Raw genomic sequence first — 18,255 nt, 5'->3', positions numbered from 1 at the left:
GTTACTGATAAAATAGAAGAACATGTTTGAAGCAATAAAAAAGAAGTTTTCTGCAGAGGGTAATGAGCCAACAGGTTCAACAAGCAAGCCAGATATCAGCAGGGAAAAATCGGCAGAATTATTTGAGAAAGCTAAAACGCTATTTCCGGGTGGGGTTAACTCGCCGGTAAGGGCCTTTAAATCAGTATATGGCACACCGCTGTTTATAAAAAAGGGCGATGGCTGCCACTTATGGGATGCTGACGATAACGAGTTTATTGATTTTTGCTGCTCGTGGGGGCCGCTTATCCTTGGGCATAACAATAACAAGGTTCGCGAAAAAGTAATAGAGATAATGCAGAACGGCATGTCGTTCGGTGCACCTACTGCTTTGGAAAACGAACTTGCAGAGCTGATTCTTAAAAACAATAAGTATATTGAAAAAATACGATTTGTAAGTTCAGGTACAGAAGCGGTTATGTCGGCCATCAGACTGGCACGCGGTAATACCAAACGCGATAAAATTTTAAAGTTTGAGGGTTGTTACCATGGCCATACCGATTCACTATTGGTAAAAGCAGGTTCGGGCCTGGTTACTTTTGGCGAAACTTCATCAGCCGGTGTACCCAAAGCCTTTGCCGACGAAACTATTGTTGTAGCCCTTAACGATAAGGAAGCCGTAACCAAAGCCTTCGAAGATTTTAAGGATCAGATAGCGGCCATAATTATTGAGCCTGTACCTGCCAATAACGGTTTGCTTTTGCAGGAAAAAGATTTTCTGCAGTTTTTAAGGGAGATTTGCACCCAAAACGGTACGCTGCTGATATTTGACGAGGTTATATCAGGCTTTAGGATAGGCTTTGAGGGCGCTGCCGGACATTACCAGATCAAACCTGATATTATCACCTATGGTAAAATTATTGGCGGAGGCCTGCCCGTAGGTGCTTATGGTGCTTCGGCACAGATCATGAGCAATATCTCTCCGGAAGGTGCAGTTTACCAGGCAGGTACTTTATCAGGCAACCCGGTTGCTATGGCCGCAGGTATTGCCCAGCTTACCGAATTGCTGCGGATAGGTTTTTATAAAGACCTGAACAATAAAACAGAAGAGTTTACTACCGCTATACAGCGTTTTGCTACGGCACGTAATTATAAGTTTAAAGTATTTACCATTGGCTCTATCTTTTGGTTTGCCTTTACCGATCAGGAAACTATCCACCGGGCCGACGAGATAGACGCAGGCAGCATGGAGAAATTCAAAAAAATGCACCGCGAACTATTAAACAGGGGCATTTATTTTGGCCCAAGTGGCTATGAAGTTGGATTTATATCAGCTGCCCATACTAAAATAGACCTGGAGAAAGCAAAACGTGCTATATTTGAGAGCCTGGAAGTTGTATTTAGCGGTAAATAAGCAAGTTATATTAGCATCTGCAGAAATATACCAGGCCATAAACCATAATTAAAGCAAACAGAAATGAATAACATGAAACGATCGTTTGTTATATTTTATGCACTTATTATTTATGCATTAGCCGAACTGGTATGGTGGGGTTACCTGCTGGTTAAAATGATGCCCAGCAGCTTTGCCATGATATTGGGCGAGGGCTCTATATTTATAGTGGTTTTTTTTACCGGGGCATACTCACTGCACCGCTCTATTAACCGCGAGCGCAAGCTACAGGAGCAGAAAAAGAACTTCCTGCTATCGGTAACCCATGAGCTGAAATCACCACTGGCATCTATTAAAATATTACTGCAAACTATCCAAAAAAGAGATCTGACCAAAGAGCAGGTGTTAAACTTTATCGGTAAATCATTAATGGATATTGAGCGTTTGGATGATATGGTTGAGAATATGCTGCTGGCCTCAAAAATTGATAACCGCTCCTATACTTTCCCTAAAGACAAGTTTAGCTTATCGGTATTGGTTGATAGCATTGTAAACCGTTTGCAGATAACCAAATGCGAAGGTACCCAGCAGATTATTGATGCCGAAATTGAACCGAAAATTGAAATAACCGGTGATAAATTTGCCCTTACATCGGTTGTTACCAACCTGATTGAGAATGCTATTAAATACTCTGGTCCTTGCGAAACGGTTGATGTAAAACTGTTTTTGAAAGATGGAAAAATATTTTTAGAAGTGGCGGATCATGGCATAGGTATAGCCGATCATGAAAAAAACCGTATTTTCGATAAGTTTTACCGGGTTGGCAGTGAAGATACCCGTAATACTAAAGGAACAGGATTAGGTCTGTTCATTGTAAAAGAAGTACTTGACAAACACCAGGCAAGCATAAAGGTAAAGGATAACCGCCCGGTAGGTAGTATATTTGAAGTAGTTTTTGATTAAACTTAAATAAGATCACATGCTAAACAAAAAAAGAATTTTATTAGCCGAGGACGAAGAGCATTTGCTTGAAGCCATAAAACTTAACCTCGAGCTGGAAGGTTACAAGGTATCAACCGCCAATAACGGTAAAAAGGCGTTACAAATATTTAAAGAAGAGCGTTTTAACCTGGTTATATTAGATGTTATGATGCCCGAGATTGACGGCTTTGTAGTTGCTGAAACTATCAGGCTTGAAAACTCTGAAGTCCCAATAATGTTTTTGACCGCCAAAAACACTAACGAAGATAAAATATCGGGCCTTAAAAAAGGTGCTGATGATTACCTGACCAAGCCATTTAACCTGGAAGAATTGATTTTAAGGGTTAATAACTTAGTAAAACGCAGCCTAAAAGGCGACGAGCTAAAAGAATTTAACAGCTATAAAATTGGTGATAAAACTATTCATTTCAACTCTTTCGAGCTGGTTAATGAAGATGAATCTATCACTCCTTTAACCAAAAAGGAAACCATGCTTTTAAAGCTGCTTATTGAACGCAGAAATGATGCAGTATCGCGCGAGCAGATATTAGAAACCGTATGGAACTATGATGTTTACCCATCAACCCGTACTATTGACAACTTTATCCTAACCTTCCGTAAATATTTTGAACCAGATCCTAAAAACCCGGTTTACTTTCACTCTATCCGTGGGGTAGGTTATAAGTTTACCGATAATCAGCATTAATGTTTACAAACAGGACACGCTTATTTATTGGTTTTATATTTTTTTTGTCGCTGATATTGTTAGTGCACATCCATATTTATGAGCTTGCAGCGGTAGCCTTCACCATGATCGTATTGCTGGGATGGGACTACTTTAAACAGGGAACACTTGTTGTGGCAGCACGCCAGTTTCATCATAAACAGTATGATAAAGCCGAGCGCACTTTACTGGAAATTTTCAGGCCGGAATGGCTGAGTAAAAACCGCCGCGGCTATTATGAATTTTTAATGGGCGGCGTTTGTCTGCAAAAGCAGGAGTATGTTGATGCCGAGTTGCATTATGAGATAGCAGCCCAATATCCGCTGCGGTCAATCAATGATCATGTTGCTGCATTGGTGCACGTTGCCAACATCAGCATAAGGATGGGTAACTATGAAAAGGCAGAGGCCTATTTACACCTAACCGAAAAACACGATACCAATATAAATGCCAAAATGCGCGATGTTATTGATCGCCTTCGCCAGGAATTAAAAAAACACAAATTGTAGGGTTACAACATACTTTGTTTCCCGTATATAGATACATGAAAGATTCGTTATTAATAAAAGCTGCATTTTCAGAGCAAACCGAACGCCCACCCGTATGGATGATGCGCCAGGCAGGCCGTTTTATGAAAGAATACTGGGACATCAAGAATAAATATTCTTTTCTGGAAATGTGCAAAACTCCTGAACTGGCTGCCGATGTTACTATGCTGCCGGTTGATCTTTTAGGCATTGATGCCGCCATCCTGTTTTCGGACATATTGGTTACCGGCGAGGCTATGGGCGGCGACCTGAGCTTTACCCAGGGCATAGGCCCTAAGTTTGCCAACCCTGTACGTACCAAGGCTGATATTGATAAACTGGATGTTGATGTGATGCCAAGGCTGCAATACGTGGCTGATGCCATAAAGGTGATACAGCAAAGGTTAAACGGCAGTATCCCGCTTATTGGTTTTGCAGGTGCACCTTTCACGGTAATGAGTTACCTGGTTGAAGGTGGTTCATCAAAAGATTTTAAGCTTACTAAACTGATGCTGCACAATGAGCCTGCGCTAGCACATCAGCTGTTATCAAAAATAGCTTCTGTAACTGCCGATTACCTGAACCTGCAAATTGCAGCTGGGGTTAATGCCGTACAGATTTTTGATAGCTGGGCACAGGCTTTAGCCTGGGATGATTATAAAGAATTTTCGCACCGTTACATCTACGAGATCATCAGCAAACTAAACAGAAAAGATATACCTGTTATATCGTTCTGCAAGGGAAGTTCTGTTTTTGCCCCGCTGATGGCCGAAGCTAAACCGGACGTGATCTCGATAGACTGGAACGTTGACCTGCTTGATATGAAGAAGCGTTTACCGGCAGGCATAGCCGTTCAGGGTAATCTTGATCCGCATATTTTGTATGCCGATAAAACGGTTATCAAAGAACGCATTTACCGCCTGTTTGATAGGATGAAAGACGAAAAGGGTTTCATATTTAACTTAGGACACGGCATTATGCCCGACATTCCTTTTGATAACGTGAAATACGCGGTAGAGGTAATAAAAGAATACAGATACTAATTTCGATAAAATAAAAAGGGGCACTATCAAAAATTCATAATCTCCGTGTTTCTTTGAACACTTTCTTAGTGCCCTCTGTAGTTAACTTTACTTCAGAGGACACTAAGATAAAAGCACAGAGCGCGCTAAGAAAATATTATTTGGTTGACTTTTTTATAATGCCCTTTAAAACAAGCTCATGTACTTATATATTTTAGCTGTACATATCATATTTGTAGTCTGCTGGATGGCGGGGCTTTTTTATATTGTGCGTTTGTTTATTTACCATACCGAGGCCCAGGAAAAACCCGAACCCGACCGTACCATATTGAGCAAACAGTTTGAGATAATGGAGCGTAAGCTGTGGTATATTATAGCTACCCCATCAATGGTATTGGTTTTAGCGGCAGGTATCACCATGCTTTATATTGACCCTGCCTGGCTGCAGCAACCCTGGCTGCATATTAAACTTGGTTTTGTTGGCGGCTTATTGGTTTACCATATCATCTGCCAAAAAAAGATGAACCAAATGGCCAAAGGTATTTACAAATGGACCTCAACCCAGCTACGCATCTGGAACGAGGTAGCCACTATACTCCTCTTCGCTATAGTTTTCCTTGCGGTACTAAAAGATGCCGTAAACTGGATGTATGGCATTGTTGGGCTCGTATTGTTTACACTCATCATTATGTCGGCAGTTAAAATTTATAAGTACTTCCGTACAAAAAAGTAGAGCTATTTACTTCTTAAAAGGCTTATGGCCTGTATTACTACTTGTTACCCTTCGCTTAAATTTATTTTCAATTACGTGCAACCATTTAACCAAGGTTTTCATCTTACCTTTAAATGATGTTTTTGGAACAGACCTATACTATTGATCAACTGATAACCCGCTGTAAGGCAAATGAGCGTAAAGCACATGAATTGCTGTACAAGCAGTTTGCCTCAAAAATGATGGGGGTTTGCCTAAGGTATGCTACCGACAGGATGGAGGCCGAGGATATGTTGCAGAATGGTTTTGTAAAGGTGTTTCAAAAGCTGGATGATTACCGGGGCGACGGATCATTTGAGGGCTGGGTAAGGCGCATTATGGTACACAGCTCTATCGAATATTACCGAAAGCACCATAAAATGATGCAGTTGGTTGAGTTAGACGATGCCGCAGGCCAAACATCAGCTAACCCATTAGCTACTTCAAAACTGGCAGCTAATGAGTTACTGGCTTTGATACAGCAGCTTTCGCCGGGGTACCGCATGGTATTTAACCTTTATGCCATTGAAGGGTATTCGCATAAAGAGATATCGGAGATAATGGGCATAACAGAAGGGGCGTCAAAATCGCAATTGTCAAGAGCGCGAAGCGTATTAAAAGAACAGGTTTTAAAATTGGAAGGTAAAAGTTATGGATATGCAGGATAAGGAATTTGATGAATTATTTCGCGCACAGCTAAACGATTTGGAGGTTAAGCCATCGGCAGCTGTTTGGGAGGGCATAACCACACAGCTGGATACCTCAAAACGTAAAAAGCTTTTAATGCCTCTTTTAAGTATAGCAGCAACCATATTGGTATTAGTTGCAGCAGGTGTATTGTTTATCCCGCATGGGGGCAAAACAAGCACACAGCATCCCGACAAAAACAATTTGGTTAAGGTTGCTAAGCCCATAAACACTTTGGCGCCAGCAAAAAACAGTATTAATGCTGCCGGTTTAAACCCGGCACCTGCTGCCACAAAAACTTTGCTTGCAGCTAAGGGCATGGCAAAGGTTCATCAGCCTAAAATTGAAAATCTTTATCAGCCTAAAAGAACACTAAATGCTGCTGTAAAAACACCAGTGCGGGATATTGAACAACAACAACCCGTTAATACCGACGATAAACAGCTAATTGCATCAAATACACCAAAACACGATGCTATAAATGCTGTTGTACCCGGTGACGAAACGCCCTTGCTAACTAAACAGGTTACAGATGATACGCCGCCTGCTTTTATTACCAAGCCTGTTATAGCCGCAACGCAGTTACCTGCTGTAAAGCATGATGCTGCCCCGGTAAAAAAACACCGATTAAATACCCTGGGCGATTTAATAAATGTTGTGGTTGCCACCGTAGATAAACGGAAGCATAAAATAATTGAATTTACCGATACCGATGACGACGATGAATCAAACATTACCAGTGTTAACCTCGGGATATTTAAAATAAAAAAAGAATCTGATAAATAATTAATTTGACCTTAATAACCATTATATGAAACGACTGTTATTTACAACCATAATTAGCCTTACCCTAACCTGGGCATTTGCAATAAACATGAATGCTGATACGGTTAAAACCAAAACCGACAGTATAAAAACCAAAAAGGGCAAAACCATACGCCTGGGTTATGGCGAAGATGCTTCGGCAATAAATATCAATAAAGACAGGAACGACACAATTGTTACCCACAGCAGCAAGATCTATCCTAAATTTTCCATGGGCATCACTATTTCACGCCTTGATTTGGGCTTGGCTACTTTGGTTGATAATGGTAGCTTTACCTTATCGCCACAGAACCAGTTTTTGCGCTACCGGTCGTGGAAAACAAGTAACGTGGGTTTTGATCTGGTACAGATAGGTGTAAGGTTTAACAACAACTTTAAGATCTATTTGTCGGGCGGTTTCGACTGGACATTGATCCGCCTGCGTGAAAACATTACTATCCTGCCTAACCAGCCCGTATTAACCTACCGCCAGGATAATATAGATTACAGCAAAAACCGTTTTTCGTCGAGCTACCTGCGCATCCCGCTCTCTTTTGATTTCCGTACCAATGAGGATGCCGATGGCAAAAGATTTCACTTTGTATTGGGCCCTGATGGTGGTTTCCTGCTCAACGGACGCGTTAAACAGATCAGCAAGGAAAACGGCAAGCAAAAAATTGATGATAACTATCACTTCACCACGTTCCGTTATGGCGGTTTTGCCCGTGTTGGTTATGGCGGCTGGGGTATATTTGCCAAGTACTACTTTAATGATATGTTTGAGAACAGTCCCGAACAAAAGGGTTTAAAAAACTTCTCGTTCGGTATTACTTTAGGGTTTTAATATTTTTTGTTAAAAGCTATAAGCTTTAACAATAGCTACCACAAGTTACGCTGTGCTAAACTCGCGGTAGCCTAAAATATTATGCCAATTCTAAAATTCTGTAAATCCTGATTCAGGTTGTATCTTTACCGCAATGGCTACTACATCATTTTTGCAGGCAGTTTCGGTAAGCAAAATATACCCGGGCGTACAGGGATCGGGGATTAAAAAACTACATTTAAGCATAACCCCGGGGCTTATTACCGCCATAATTGGCGAAAGCGGCAGCGGTAAAAGTACCTTGCTCCGTTTGTTTTATGGCTTGTTATCGCCAGATAATGGCGAAGTACTTTTTAAGGGCGACCGTATTTGGGGACCCGAAGAAAAGCTGATACCCGGCCATGATGCCATGAAAATGGTTACTCAACATACCGACGATTTAAATTTATTTGCCAAAGTTTGGGATAACGTAGCCTCCATGTTGCCGCATACCGATCTGAAAGGTAAAAAAGAAAAAACCGAAAGGATATTAGAGCAGCTAAAAATGACCCGCCTGGCCGATAAACGCATTGTTGATTTGAGCGGCGGCGAGAAACAACGGGTAGCCATTGCAAGGGCATTGATCACCAACCCGCAGATCTTATTGCTTGATGAACCCTTTAACCAGGTTGACACCTCTTTTAGAGAAGGATTGCAGCAAGACATCAGGCGTATAGTTAAGGAAACCGGGTTAACCGTGATCATTGTATCGCACGATCCGGCCGAGGTACTCTCTATGGCCGATGAGTTGATCGTTATAAAGGATGGCGAGATCCTGGAAACCGGGAACCCTAAGTCGCTTTATCAAATGCCGCAACATTTATATACAGCACGCCTGCTTACAAACTGCAACGTGTGGACCAACGAGGAAGCTAAAGCCTGCGGACTTAAAACCAAAGCCGAGCACATTGTGATATACCCCGAATGGGTTGAGATTGTTAAAACCTGGACCAGTAACGATTGGCAGGTTAAGCAAATACTTTTTAAAGGCTGCTATGAAGATCTGATCCTTGAAAACAATGGTGTTGGCATCCGTGTGCTTAATTACCAGTTTGATAAATACACCGAGGGCGATAAAGTAAATATAAAACTAAGTAAATGGCTGGAGTTTTAACACTCCTTTTTAATCCAGAGCAACAAAAATCATTTCTTAATAAAACCCGACACTATTTGGTTAGTATAATGTAAAAGGTGCTCCGTTTTAATGATGCAGGCTACTTATTTTACCACGTATGCAACCTAAACGCATATATTGCGTCTTATAAAACAAAACTGTAAGCAATATGAAATCAATTACTAAATTTTTGCTGGCTGCTTTACTTTTGGCAGGTACCGGCTATACATTTGCAAAACCAGCTCCTGCGGTAAAAATAAGTATCAGAGAAACTGTAGACCGCCATTTATCGGGCTTTAATGCCATTAATGTAGCCGGCCCGTTTGATGTGTTTATTACACAAGGCGCGGTTGAGTCTGTTAAGGTTGAAGCCCCTGCCGATGTGATAGACCGAGTTATGACAGATGTTAACGGCGGTGTATTAAAAGTATACAGCAAGCACGATACCTTTAGCTGGGGCAACTGGTTTGGCAATCATAAAAAAATAGCTATTTATGTTACTGCTAAAGATTTAAATAACATCAGCATAACCGGATCGGGCGATGTAAGGTTCAGAGATGGTATCACCGTAGGTGCTATTAAATTAAGGATCAGCGGATCGGGCGATATGTCTGGTAAGATCACGGCTAAATCAATTGAAAGCAGCATCACAGGCTCGGGCGATATGACATTATCGGGCCATGCTGAAAGCAGCATTGTAAGCGTAGTTGGTTCAGGCGATTATTCAGGCGGAAATCTTACTACTTTAAGCACCGCAATCCGCGTATCAGGCTCGGGCGATGCTTACGTTAACGCAAGTGAAAAATTAGATGCCGCCGTTAATGGATCAGGCGATATTCACTATACAGGCAGCCCTAAAAATGTTTCAAAAGCCAAAAGCGGCAGCGGAGATATTCACGGCAACTAAGTTGTTCAATATAGATAATAAAAAAAGGGTGTATAAAGTAATTACTTTATACACCCTTTTTTTATTAATTACAGGATAGCTTATACAGCGTCTATCCGTTTCAGTATAATGTTACCTAATGGTTTCACTATCATTGGGATCTTTTCAACATAGGTTTCGCTGGTATCCAATCCAAAAGCTTTGGCTTCTGATAGCCCTAATTTTTTTATGGCGAAGTAGCTGTTCAATATAAATCCTTCTTTTAAGCTGAAATGGTTGTTGTACGACAGGAATTTCTCCATTATCACAAACCTGAAATCGGCAGTGATCTTAAATTTCTTTAAGGAATCATAATGGCTGGTAATATCAATCTCATTACGCGAAACCATATCTTCAATAACCTTACGGTATAATACATTGATACGTGGCTGTATCCTGAAACCTAACCTAAACTCAACCCTTATCACTTTACCTTCTTCAAGCTGTTCAACACTATACTCCATAGTATAAGGCTCGTTAGTAGTTTCAATGTGGATAAACCAATACGTATCCGCCCTTTTTGGCTTACGGCTCATGATAGAGTACATGATCTTTTCCTCTATCTGTTTTGAGTTGTTTGCCTTTGTAAGGTAGATTAAATGCGTTGAATATTTACTTACCGATTGGTCTGAGCTTAGCGCATTTAACAAAGGGATCTGATCCTTAAGATCAATAAAGTGTAGGAAGCGGTTGTTGATCTTACGAGCTTTGAACCAGATGTACATGGTAAATATTAACCCAAACTCAAACACTAAGAAAAATAACCTTTTAAGTAACTTAATAGCATTAGCTACAAAGAACGAGAACTCAACGGTTAAAAACACACATAAAATTATGGTAACCAACCAAACAGGCCAATGCTTAACGTAACGCATAAAGTAGTACATTAATACAGTGGTCATGAGCATGGCAATAGTGATAGAGAACCCATAAGCAGCTGTCATAGCTTCAGAAGTACGGAAGTAAAGCGATACCGCGATACAACCAAAACAAAGGATCCAGTTAATGCTTGGGATATAGATCTGCCCCCTGATATTTGATGGGTACTTAATAGTGATCCTTGGCCAAAAATTCATACTTACCGCTTCGCTTATCAAGGTAAATGATCCGCTGATCAATGCCTGGCTGGCTATGATGGTTGCCATTGTTGCCAATGCGACACATGGGATCATAAACAAATGCGGGTTAGGCACTATCTGGTAAAATGGATTTACACCCGTAAAATCTTTTCCGGCAGGCTGCATCAGTACCCATGCACCCTGGCCCAGGTAACTTAATATTAGCGTTATCTTTACAAAGATCCAGCTTACCTGGATGTTTTTACGCCCGCAGTGGCCTAAATCTGAATATAAGGCCTCGGCACCTGTGGTACATAAAAACACAGCACCCAACAGGTATATGGCCCTTGGATGATTCATTAACAAGGTTATACCATAATAAGGGTTAATAGCTTTTATAATAGAAGGGTTGTGTGCAAACTGAATTGCTCCCAAAACCCCGATCATCAAAAACCAAAGCAGCATTACCGGCCCAAATGCAGAGCCCACCACCTTTGTACCAAATTGCTGAAAGAAAAACAGCAATAACATGATACCAATTACAATACCCAAAATAAGATTGTTTCCTGGCACAAACATAGAAGCCAACGCAGGGACATTGCTCAAGCCTTCAATAGCTGATGTTACAGATATGGGCGGGGTAATAATCCCATCGGCCAGTAAAGTACCGGCACCTATTATAGCTGGTATAGCTAACCATTTGCCATAACGCCTAACCAACGCATAAAGTGAAAATATACCACCCTCGCCATGATTATCGGCTTGCAGGGTAATTACAATGTACTTAAAAGTGGTTTGCAGGGTTAAAGTCCAAAAAATACAGGATATAGATCCTAATACCAATTCCGGGTTGATCTTGCCCCCTTCAACCAATAAAGTTTGAAAAACGTATAGTGGCGATGTACCAATATCGCCAAAAATAATACCAAGGGTAATTAGGGCACCCGCAAAAGAAAGTGTTTTTAAATGGGAGTTCATGAATCAGGATAAAGTGGAAATTGGAAAACGATAGTACAAAACGGTATAACCGGAACATAGAAATGCATAGACTAAACACAAATAACAGTATACTATCATTTTGAGAAGATCAGTTTTTGATAAACTGCTACGCCAATAGCCATGCCACGGCAATATACAAAACCCAATACAAACAAAACAAACTGATTTACAAATAATTGCGATTTCGGTGTATTATTTACACTATCAAGAAAGCCTATCATTTTGATAGTATGATTATCATTTTGATAGGTTTTAAAAAATCAATTTTGAAGCATGGTAAACTATACCGATGCAAAACAGCGCAAATAAGTGCTAATTATTGATTAACAGCAGCAGGAAATTTGAGGATCAATTGTGGATCAGGGATATTTTTGAGGTAGATCTCCTTTTCAGAGAAACGGCATACGCCGGGATAATCGCCTGCTTTACCCTGCATATCAAATATGAGCTGAAAGTGCAGGTGTGGCGGCCAGTTACCATTTTCGTTAAGCTTACCAAAGGCGGCAATTTTTTGATTTTTATGAATGGCGAGGCCTACACTTAACCTCTTCAGGCTTTCGCGGCTCAAGTGCCCGTATAAAGAATATAGCGTTAGGCCATCCAGATTATGTGATAGAATAATAGTTGGCCCGTAATCACCAAAATTATCATTATCCTGAAAGCTATGTACTACGCCATCAAGTGGGGCATAAACGGGTGTGCCTGCATCGGCCCATATATCAACACCTAAGTGCAGGCGGCGTGGTTCGTCTGTAGTATCAAAATGAGCGCTACGGGCATAAATGGTTCTGTTTTCCATATAGCCGCCAATGCCATATCTACAATTGGCCTGGCTAAGCTTTGCGGTTATCCAGCTTGTAAATTTGTTGGTATCAGAAAAGGTATCAGCATCAAGCTCCTGGTTTGATGCTGTAAGATTAAAATGATAAAGTTTATCAGTAGCGGCGTTAAAATCAACTACTTTACCTGCAACACCAGGGTTGGCGTTTAGATAAGCGGTTAACTTAGCATTGGAATCCATCACAAACAATTATTCCGTTTCCGGTTGTTTGTCTTCCTTGTTTATTTTGTCAAATATCTTATCCATGCGCTCAACATATTCGCTGGTATCATCCACAAAAAACTCAAGTTGCGGGATTACCCTTACCTGGTCTTTTATACGTGCACCTAACTTATACCTGATCTCGGAAGCATGCAGCTTAATGGTATTTAAAGCTAACTGGCTATTGGTATTATTAAAAAAGCTTAAAAATATCCTTGCGATTGCCAGGTCAGGCGTTACCCTTACTTTGGTAATGGTAATAAGTGTATTAGGCAAATAGTTCATCCCTTCGCGCTGAAATATAGCGGCAAGGTCTTCCTGTATTACTCCTGCAAATTTTTGCTGACGTTTTGATTCCATGATTCTGTTATAAATGAAGATAAAAGCAGAAAGCTTTTTACCCTATAAATCTTTTAAGTTTTATCCCGCCTTAGTTACACATATCCTGCGGAATCTCTTTGGTTATTTTTATTACTTTTTTTACTACCAGCGTACTATCGTACTCTGATCCTAAGCCCTCTTTACCCGAATGGATCTTTACACCCTCTACTTCAACATAAACGGGTTCGTAAGGTTTTTCAAAGTTTAGCTGCGAGTATTTAAGTTCCAGTTGTTTAGAGCTATCGGTTGCCCAAAATTCACGGCCGGTATTACAATCTTTAAATAGTTTTTCTTCGGGGCCAAAGCTATATACCCCTTTATAAACAACATATTTTGTTTCCTGGTCTTTATTACTGCACGAACATACTGCAATAACCAACACACACATTAAATATTTTATCAGCCTTAACTGCATTTGTTAAAATTATAGATCCTGTTTAATATCATCCAACCCTTTAATACTCAACCTGGCGCTTATACCCGATGCTATGACAGCTATGGCTCCAACCGTTAAAAATACCAGGCCAAAATCAGTAAGCCTTATGGCAACCGGGTAAGCATCAATGAGCGACATTTTTGAGCCCATTTTTACTAACCCATAGCGTTGCTGCAATATACAAAATCCCAAACCTAATATTATACCTGCTATGCAACCAATTACAGAGATCATCATCCCCTCAAAAAAGAAGATGCCCTGTATCATTTGTTTATTGGCGCCTAAACTGGTTAAAATGGCTATATCCTTACGCTTATCAATAACCAGCATGGTTAACGAGCCTATGATGTTAAATATTGCAATAATCAACACAAAGGTTAATATCATAAAAATAAACCAACGCTCATAGTTTAATGTTTTATAAAGTTCGGTATTTTGTTCTTTACGGTTCTTTACAGTAAAATCATTCCCTATTTTATTTTTTATGGCCTGCTGTACTGCTTCAATATCGGTACCGGGCTTATAATTAAACTCAAGCGATGATACATTTACGGGCTGATCGAGCAGGTCGCGCACAAAATCAATCGGGGTAACTACCATATCATCAAACTCCTGCCCTACAGCAAACACGCCCGATGGGTAAATGGAGCGCACTACAAACTGGTTAAGCGCACTTGCCGAGCTGCTTGCATCCCTTTTAGGCGAATAGATCTCGAGCGGGGCAAACTGATCCCTTATGCTCACGCTCAGGCTACTCTGTACCGTTGAGCCAATAACTGCAAAGTTATTACCATTAAGCTTCAGGGTAAATGAGCCGTTTTGGATAATACTATCCAGCTGCCTGTTTTTCATAAACTGGGCGCTTACTCCCCTGATAGTACCTATAAATGGTTTGCCTTCGTATTTTATCAGGGCCTTTTCCTGCAGTACCTCTATGCCCGAAAACACGTTGGCATCCTTACGCAGGGCATTAAAATAAACCGTATTAGGGTTAAATGTTTTACCAAGCCGCGGTTCAATCTTTATTTCGGGTGTAAAATTACTGTACATAGAAAGAATCACCTCCTCAAAGCCATTAAACACTGATAAAATAATGATCAGTGCCGCGCTGCCAATAAGTACCCCTAACATAGATATGCCCGAGATAATATTGATGGCATGCATTTTCTTTCGCGAAAACAGATACCGCTTAGCTATGTAAATGGAGGTGTTCAATTATTGAGTAATAAGCTTTATTTAAGTTAAAAAAGGGTTAGTCTGCTTTTCAAAACCAATGGTTGTTTCGGGGCCGTGGCCAGGGTATACCGTACAATCATCGGGCAGGGTAAATAGTTTTTGTTCAATATTATCAACCAACTGCGTAAAATTACCACCCGGTAAATCTGTACGGCCTATGCTGCTGCGAAACAACACATCGCCGCCTATTAAAATATTGGCTGCCTTATCATAAAAACATAAATGCGCCGGCGAATGGCCGGGAGCAAATATTAATGTAAGCTCCGTTTTACCAAAACTGATGCTGCCGGTTTCGGGCAGGTACTCATCCGGCAATGGCGAAAGCTCATACCTGATCCCCATTTGCGGTGCATAAGCTACCACGGCCTGCAATACCGGCAATTCGCCGATATTAAATTGGGGCTTTAAACCATACTGATCAAACACAAATTTATTGCCCAGTACATGGTCAATATGGCAATGGGTATCGAGCAGCAAAACAGGCTTCAGGTTATTATCGCGGATAAAGTGAACTACTGCATTTTGCTCGGGTGCAGTATACATACCCGGGTCAATGATCACACATTCGCCGGTTTCATCAAACAGTATATAAGTGTTTTCTTGGTAAGGATTATTTACAAAGGATTGAACATTTGCCATGTGGTAAAAGTAAGGATTATTTGAGAATAGCCCCACCTAAATCCCCGCCAAAGAAGCGGACCTGGAAAAGCGGGCAAAATTGTGATGTGGATTTATATATCCATCACCTCCTTCTTCTTTTTGCTCTTCATCCGTTTAGGTAAAAATTCAAGTATTTCGTTTTTAAGGGCTTCTATCATGCGGCGCTTCAAAAAGTTCCGCTGAATAACTATGCTTACCTCGCGCGCAGGCTCCGGCGATTTAAAGTATCGTACCTTATCCAGCTGTTTCTCGGTTAAATCGGCTAATGCCAACTCGGGTAAAATGGTGGCCCCGTTGTTTTGATCAACCATGCGCTTTAGGGTTTCAACACTACCTGTATTGTATTCAAAATGCTTAAAACCCTGAGTAGCCTTACGGCGCTGGCAAATATTTAATACCTGCTCGCGCATGCAATGCCCCTCGTTCAGTATCCAGATCTCCTCCATGTCAATATCTTCCGGGCTGATATTTTTCTTTTTTGATAGCTTGCTGTTTTTTGAAACATAGGCCACAAAATTTTCATAAAAAACGGGAAGTTCTGTAAGGTTACTCTCGTGCAGCGGGGTTGAAAGTATCCCGCAGTCAATCATCCCCAATTTAAGCTCACTGATAATCTGCTCGGTAGTTTGCTCCCATACAATGAGTTTTACCTGAGGGTATTTTTCAATAAAGCCGTGTAATATTTTGGGCAGTATATAAGGGGCAATGGTTGGAATTATACCGATCTTTAATTCGCCGGATAGTTCTTTTTGCCTGTCGGTGATAATCTCCTTAATCTTTTCGCTCTCTGATAACAGGATGCGGGCCTGTGTAATTATCTCAATGCCTATCTCGGTTGGGGTCACGGGCTGCTTGCTGCGGTCAAAAAGCTTTACACCCAGCGTATCCTCTAATTTTTGCACCTGCATACTTAAAGTAGGCTGGGTAACAAAGCATTTTTCGGCTGCGGCAACAAAGCTCCGGTAAGTGTCAACAGCAACAATATATTCTAATTGTGTAATCGTCATATAGATTAAATCTATTCAAATATAGTAATTATTGATTTTTTCTATCGAACAATTATCGTCAATTTTGATTTATAAACTAAAAGCTATATGGAAAACAACAAGAAGAAACTAACCACGGCATCGGGCATACCTTATGCCGAGAATGAAAATTCCATGACCGTTGGGCCACGCGGCCCTATACTATTACAGGATTTTATCCTGCACGAAAAAATGGCTCACTTTAACCGCGAGCGCATCCCTGAACGTGTTGTACACGCAAAAGGATCAGGCGCTTATGGTACATTTACCGTTACTCACGACATTTCAAAATATACACGGGCTAAAGTTTTTAATACCATTGGTAAAGAAACTAAAACCTTTTTACGCTTCTCTACCGTTGGTGGCGAAAAAGGATCGGCAGATACAGAGCGTGATCCGCGTGGCTTTGCTATTAAGTTTTATACCGAAGAAGGTAACTGGGATTTGGTTGGTAATAACACCCCGGTGTTTTTTGTGAAGGATCCTAAAAAATTCGGAGATTTTATTCATACCCAAAAACGCGACCCATATACCAACTGTAAGAGCCCTACCATGATGTGGGATTTCTGGTCGTTAAATCCGGAGAGCCTGCACCAGGTAACTATATTGATGAGCGACCGCGGCACCCCATACGGTTACCGCCACATGCATGGTTTTGGAAGCCATACCTTTTCGATGATCAATGCCAATAATGAAAGGCATTGGGTTAAATTCCATTTTAAAACGGAGCAAGGCGTTAAAAACTTTACAGATGAAGAAGCCGGCGAAATGCGCGGTAAAAATCCTGATTTTGCGCAGCACGATCTGTTAAGCCATATTGACAAGGGGGATTTCCCTAAATGGAAATTAAAGATTCAGGTGATGACTGAGGACGAGGCTAAAACTTACAAATGGAACCCATTTGACCTAACCAAAGTTTGGCCGCATGCTGATTTTCCGTTAATTGATGTTGGCGTGCTGGAACTAAACAAAAACCCTGATAACTATTTTGCCCACGTGGAGCAATCAGCATTTGCGCCGGCACATGTGGTTGATGGTATTGGCTACTCGCCTGATAAGATGCTGCAAGGCCGCTTACTGTCATACCCTGATGCACACCGTCATCGTTTGGGTGGTAATTACGAGCAGATCCCGGTAAACAGGTGCCCGTATGCCATTAACAATTATGAGCGCGATGGGCAGATGCGTGTGGATGGCAATCAAGGTTCGGCTCCAAACTATTTCCCTAACAGCTTTGATGATATTGTGGCCGACCAAAGCTACAAAGAACCATCATGGGATTTAGGAACAGGTGCCGCTGATTGGTATGACCGTAACGCCGAAGGCGAAAACGACCATTATACCCAACCGGGCAACTTATACCGCCTGATGGACGAACAGGCTAAACATGACCTGATAAAAAACATTGTTAACTCCATGAGCGGTATTGACGGGCCTAAAAAAGATCTGATAGTTAACAGACAGCTTTGCCACTGGTTCCGTGCTGATATTGGTTTAGGTATGGCTATTGCCAAAGGCCTTGAGCTTGATCTGAATGAAACCATGAAACAAATGCCGCAAACAGTATAAATATCTGTTGATGGTTAATCCATGAGCATGTTAATACAAAAAAGGCCGTTGATCTGATCAGATCAACGGCCTTTTATTTT

The 18,255-nt window shown here is 41.1% G+C and carries 20 protein-coding genes; 12 read left to right on the top strand and 8 right to left on the bottom strand.

The features are described from left to right. Nucleotides 1-22 precede the first annotated feature (22 nt). From hemL to ACQY4U_RS05365, 11 genes are all read left to right on the top strand, one after another. Nucleotides 23-1,393: a glutamate-1-semialdehyde 2,1-aminomutase gene (gene hemL / locus ACQY4U_RS05415; protein WP_428328372.1), complete on the top strand. Its 1,371-nt coding sequence runs from the start codon at nucleotides 23-25 to the stop codon at nucleotides 1,391-1,393. Nucleotides 1,394-1,465: 72 nt separating this feature from the next. After that, nucleotides 1,466-2,335 carry a sensor histidine kinase gene (locus tag ACQY4U_RS05410; protein ID WP_428328371.1) on the top strand — a complete coding sequence of 290 codons (870 nt, stop codon included), beginning with the start codon at nucleotides 1,466-1,468 and terminating at the stop codon, nucleotides 2,333-2,335. 16 nt (nucleotides 2,336-2,351) lie between these two features. After that, nucleotides 2,352-3,059 carry a response regulator transcription factor gene (locus tag ACQY4U_RS05405; RefSeq protein WP_428328370.1) on the top strand — a complete coding sequence of 236 codons (708 nt, stop codon included), beginning with the start codon at nucleotides 2,352-2,354 and terminating at the stop codon, nucleotides 3,057-3,059. Next, nucleotides 3,059-3,586, top strand: coding sequence for a hypothetical protein (locus ACQY4U_RS05400; protein ID WP_428328369.1), 528 nt, complete (start codon nucleotides 3,059-3,061; stop codon nucleotides 3,584-3,586). Before ACQY4U_RS05405 ends, ACQY4U_RS05400 begins: the two co-directional genes overlap by 1 nt. A 35-nt stretch (nucleotides 3,587-3,621) precedes the next feature. Beyond that, nucleotides 3,622-4,647, top strand: a complete 1,026-nt coding sequence (hemE, locus tag ACQY4U_RS05395) for a uroporphyrinogen decarboxylase (RefSeq protein ID WP_428328368.1) — start codon at nucleotides 3,622-3,624, stop codon at nucleotides 4,645-4,647. Nucleotides 4,648-4,825: 178 nt separating this feature from the next. After that, on the top strand, nucleotides 4,826-5,359 hold the full coding sequence (gene hemJ, locus ACQY4U_RS05390; protein ID WP_428328367.1) for a protoporphyrinogen oxidase HemJ: 534 nt from the start codon (nucleotides 4,826-4,828) through the stop codon (nucleotides 5,357-5,359). 116 nt (nucleotides 5,360-5,475) lie between these two features. Then, complete coding sequence (locus tag ACQY4U_RS05385; RefSeq protein WP_428329724.1) at nucleotides 5,476-6,045, top strand: RNA polymerase sigma factor; 570 nt, start codon at nucleotides 5,476-5,478, stop codon at nucleotides 6,043-6,045. Then, complete coding sequence (locus tag ACQY4U_RS05380) at nucleotides 6,029-6,850, top strand: hypothetical protein (protein ID WP_428328366.1); 822 nt, start codon at nucleotides 6,029-6,031, stop codon at nucleotides 6,848-6,850. Before ACQY4U_RS05385 ends, ACQY4U_RS05380 begins: the two co-directional genes overlap by 17 nt. 25 nt (nucleotides 6,851-6,875) lie before the next feature. After that, nucleotides 6,876-7,712 (top strand): outer membrane beta-barrel protein, encoded by an 837-nt coding sequence (locus ACQY4U_RS05375; protein ID WP_428328365.1) that lies wholly within the window; start codon nucleotides 6,876-6,878, stop codon nucleotides 7,710-7,712. A 133-nt stretch (nucleotides 7,713-7,845) separates the two neighbouring features. Beyond that, complete coding sequence (locus ACQY4U_RS05370) at nucleotides 7,846-8,844, top strand: ABC transporter ATP-binding protein (RefSeq protein WP_428328364.1); 999 nt, start codon at nucleotides 7,846-7,848, stop codon at nucleotides 8,842-8,844. A 169-nt stretch (nucleotides 8,845-9,013) separates the two neighbouring features. Next, entirely contained in the window at nucleotides 9,014-9,751 is a 738-nt protein-coding gene (locus ACQY4U_RS05365) for a head GIN domain-containing protein (RefSeq protein WP_428328363.1), read from the top strand. A gap of 80 nt (nucleotides 9,752-9,831) precedes the next feature. On the opposite strand, the gene ACQY4U_RS05360 is transcribed toward ACQY4U_RS05365, so the two are convergent. From ACQY4U_RS05360 to ACQY4U_RS05325, 8 genes are all read right to left on the bottom strand, one after another. Then, nucleotides 9,832-11,805, bottom strand: a complete 1,974-nt coding sequence (locus tag ACQY4U_RS05360) for a KUP/HAK/KT family potassium transporter (protein WP_428328362.1) — start codon at nucleotides 11,803-11,805, stop codon at nucleotides 9,832-9,834. A gap of 95 nt (nucleotides 11,806-11,900) precedes the next feature. Continuing rightward, entirely contained in the window at nucleotides 11,901-12,047 is a 147-nt protein-coding gene (locus tag ACQY4U_RS05355; protein ID WP_428328361.1) for a hypothetical protein, read from the bottom strand. Between the two features lie 95 nt (nucleotides 12,048-12,142). Continuing rightward, nucleotides 12,143-12,847: a peptidoglycan DD-metalloendopeptidase family protein gene (locus ACQY4U_RS05350; protein WP_428328360.1), complete on the bottom strand. Its 705-nt coding sequence runs from the start codon at nucleotides 12,845-12,847 to the stop codon at nucleotides 12,143-12,145. Between the two features lie 9 nt (nucleotides 12,848-12,856). Further along, nucleotides 12,857-13,228 carry a 30S ribosome-binding factor RbfA gene (rbfA, locus tag ACQY4U_RS05345; protein ID WP_428328359.1) on the bottom strand — a complete coding sequence of 124 codons (372 nt, stop codon included), beginning with the start codon at nucleotides 13,226-13,228 and terminating at the stop codon, nucleotides 12,857-12,859. 70 nt (nucleotides 13,229-13,298) lie between these two features. Beyond that, on the bottom strand, nucleotides 13,299-13,664 hold the full coding sequence (locus ACQY4U_RS05340; RefSeq protein ID WP_428328358.1) for a hypothetical protein: 366 nt from the start codon (nucleotides 13,662-13,664) through the stop codon (nucleotides 13,299-13,301). 9 nt (nucleotides 13,665-13,673) lie between these two features. After that, entirely contained in the window at nucleotides 13,674-14,900 is a 1,227-nt protein-coding gene (locus ACQY4U_RS05335) for an ABC transporter permease (protein ID WP_428328357.1), read from the bottom strand. 21 nt (nucleotides 14,901-14,921) lie between these two features. Next, nucleotides 14,922-15,560 (bottom strand): MBL fold metallo-hydrolase, encoded by a 639-nt coding sequence (locus ACQY4U_RS05330; RefSeq protein WP_428328356.1) that lies wholly within the window; start codon nucleotides 15,558-15,560, stop codon nucleotides 14,922-14,924. A 92-nt stretch (nucleotides 15,561-15,652) separates the two neighbouring features. Further along, entirely contained in the window at nucleotides 15,653-16,588 is a 936-nt protein-coding gene (locus ACQY4U_RS05325) for a LysR substrate-binding domain-containing protein (protein ID WP_428328355.1), read from the bottom strand. A gap of 87 nt (nucleotides 16,589-16,675) precedes the next feature. Here ACQY4U_RS05325 and ACQY4U_RS05320 point away from each other — a divergent pair, with 87 nt between their 5' ends. Further along, complete coding sequence (locus ACQY4U_RS05320; RefSeq protein WP_428328354.1) at nucleotides 16,676-18,175, top strand: catalase; 1,500 nt, start codon at nucleotides 16,676-16,678, stop codon at nucleotides 18,173-18,175. The last annotated feature ends 80 nt before the right edge of the window (nucleotides 18,176-18,255 follow it).

It is taken from the genome of Mucilaginibacter sp., from assembly GCF_965277465.1.
GTDB lineage: Bacteria > Bacteroidota > Bacteroidia > Sphingobacteriales > Sphingobacteriaceae > Mucilaginibacter.
The sequence above is the reverse complement of the archived record's forward strand: the minus strand, read 5'-3'. Positions and strand labels throughout refer to the sequence as shown.

Coding starts and splice junctions, on each gene's coding strand:
- hemL (WP_428328372.1), top strand. CDS start 23: ATGTTTGAAGCAATAAAAAAGAAGTTTTCTGCAGAGGGTAATGAGCCA.
- ACQY4U_RS05410 (WP_428328371.1), top strand. CDS start 1,466: ATGAAACGATCGTTTGTTATATTTTATGCACTTATTATTTATGCATTA.
- ACQY4U_RS05405 (WP_428328370.1), top strand. CDS start 2,352: ATGCTAAACAAAAAAAGAATTTTATTAGCCGAGGACGAAGAGCATTTG.
- ACQY4U_RS05400 (WP_428328369.1), top strand. CDS start 3,059: ATGTTTACAAACAGGACACGCTTATTTATTGGTTTTATATTTTTTTTG.
- hemE (WP_428328368.1), top strand. CDS start 3,622: ATGAAAGATTCGTTATTAATAAAAGCTGCATTTTCAGAGCAAACCGAA.
- hemJ (WP_428328367.1), top strand. CDS start 4,826: ATGTACTTATATATTTTAGCTGTACATATCATATTTGTAGTCTGCTGG.
- ACQY4U_RS05385 (WP_428329724.1), top strand. CDS start 5,476: ATGTTTTTGGAACAGACCTATACTATTGATCAACTGATAACCCGCTGT.
- ACQY4U_RS05380 (WP_428328366.1), top strand. CDS start 6,029: ATGGATATGCAGGATAAGGAATTTGATGAATTATTTCGCGCACAGCTA.
- ACQY4U_RS05375 (WP_428328365.1), top strand. CDS start 6,876: ATGAAACGACTGTTATTTACAACCATAATTAGCCTTACCCTAACCTGG.
- ACQY4U_RS05370 (WP_428328364.1), top strand. CDS start 7,846: ATGGCTACTACATCATTTTTGCAGGCAGTTTCGGTAAGCAAAATATAC.
- ACQY4U_RS05365 (WP_428328363.1), top strand. CDS start 9,014: ATGAAATCAATTACTAAATTTTTGCTGGCTGCTTTACTTTTGGCAGGT.
- ACQY4U_RS05360 (WP_428328362.1), bottom strand. CDS start 11,805: ATGAACTCCCATTTAAAAACACTTTCTTTTGCGGGTGCCCTAATTACC.
- ACQY4U_RS05355 (WP_428328361.1), bottom strand. CDS start 12,047: ATGATAGGCTTTCTTGATAGTGTAAATAATACACCGAAATCGCAATTA.
- ACQY4U_RS05350 (WP_428328360.1), bottom strand. CDS start 12,847: ATGGATTCCAATGCTAAGTTAACCGCTTATCTAAACGCCAACCCTGGT.
- rbfA (WP_428328359.1), bottom strand. CDS start 13,228: ATGGAATCAAAACGTCAGCAAAAATTTGCAGGAGTAATACAGGAAGAC.
- ACQY4U_RS05340 (WP_428328358.1), bottom strand. CDS start 13,664: ATGCAGTTAAGGCTGATAAAATATTTAATGTGTGTGTTGGTTATTGCA.
- ACQY4U_RS05330 (WP_428328356.1), bottom strand. CDS start 15,560: ATGGCAAATGTTCAATCCTTTGTAAATAATCCTTACCAAGAAAACACT.
- ACQY4U_RS05325 (WP_428328355.1), bottom strand. CDS start 16,588: ATGACGATTACACAATTAGAATATATTGTTGCTGTTGACACTTACCGG.
- ACQY4U_RS05320 (WP_428328354.1), top strand. CDS start 16,676: ATGGAAAACAACAAGAAGAAACTAACCACGGCATCGGGCATACCTTAT.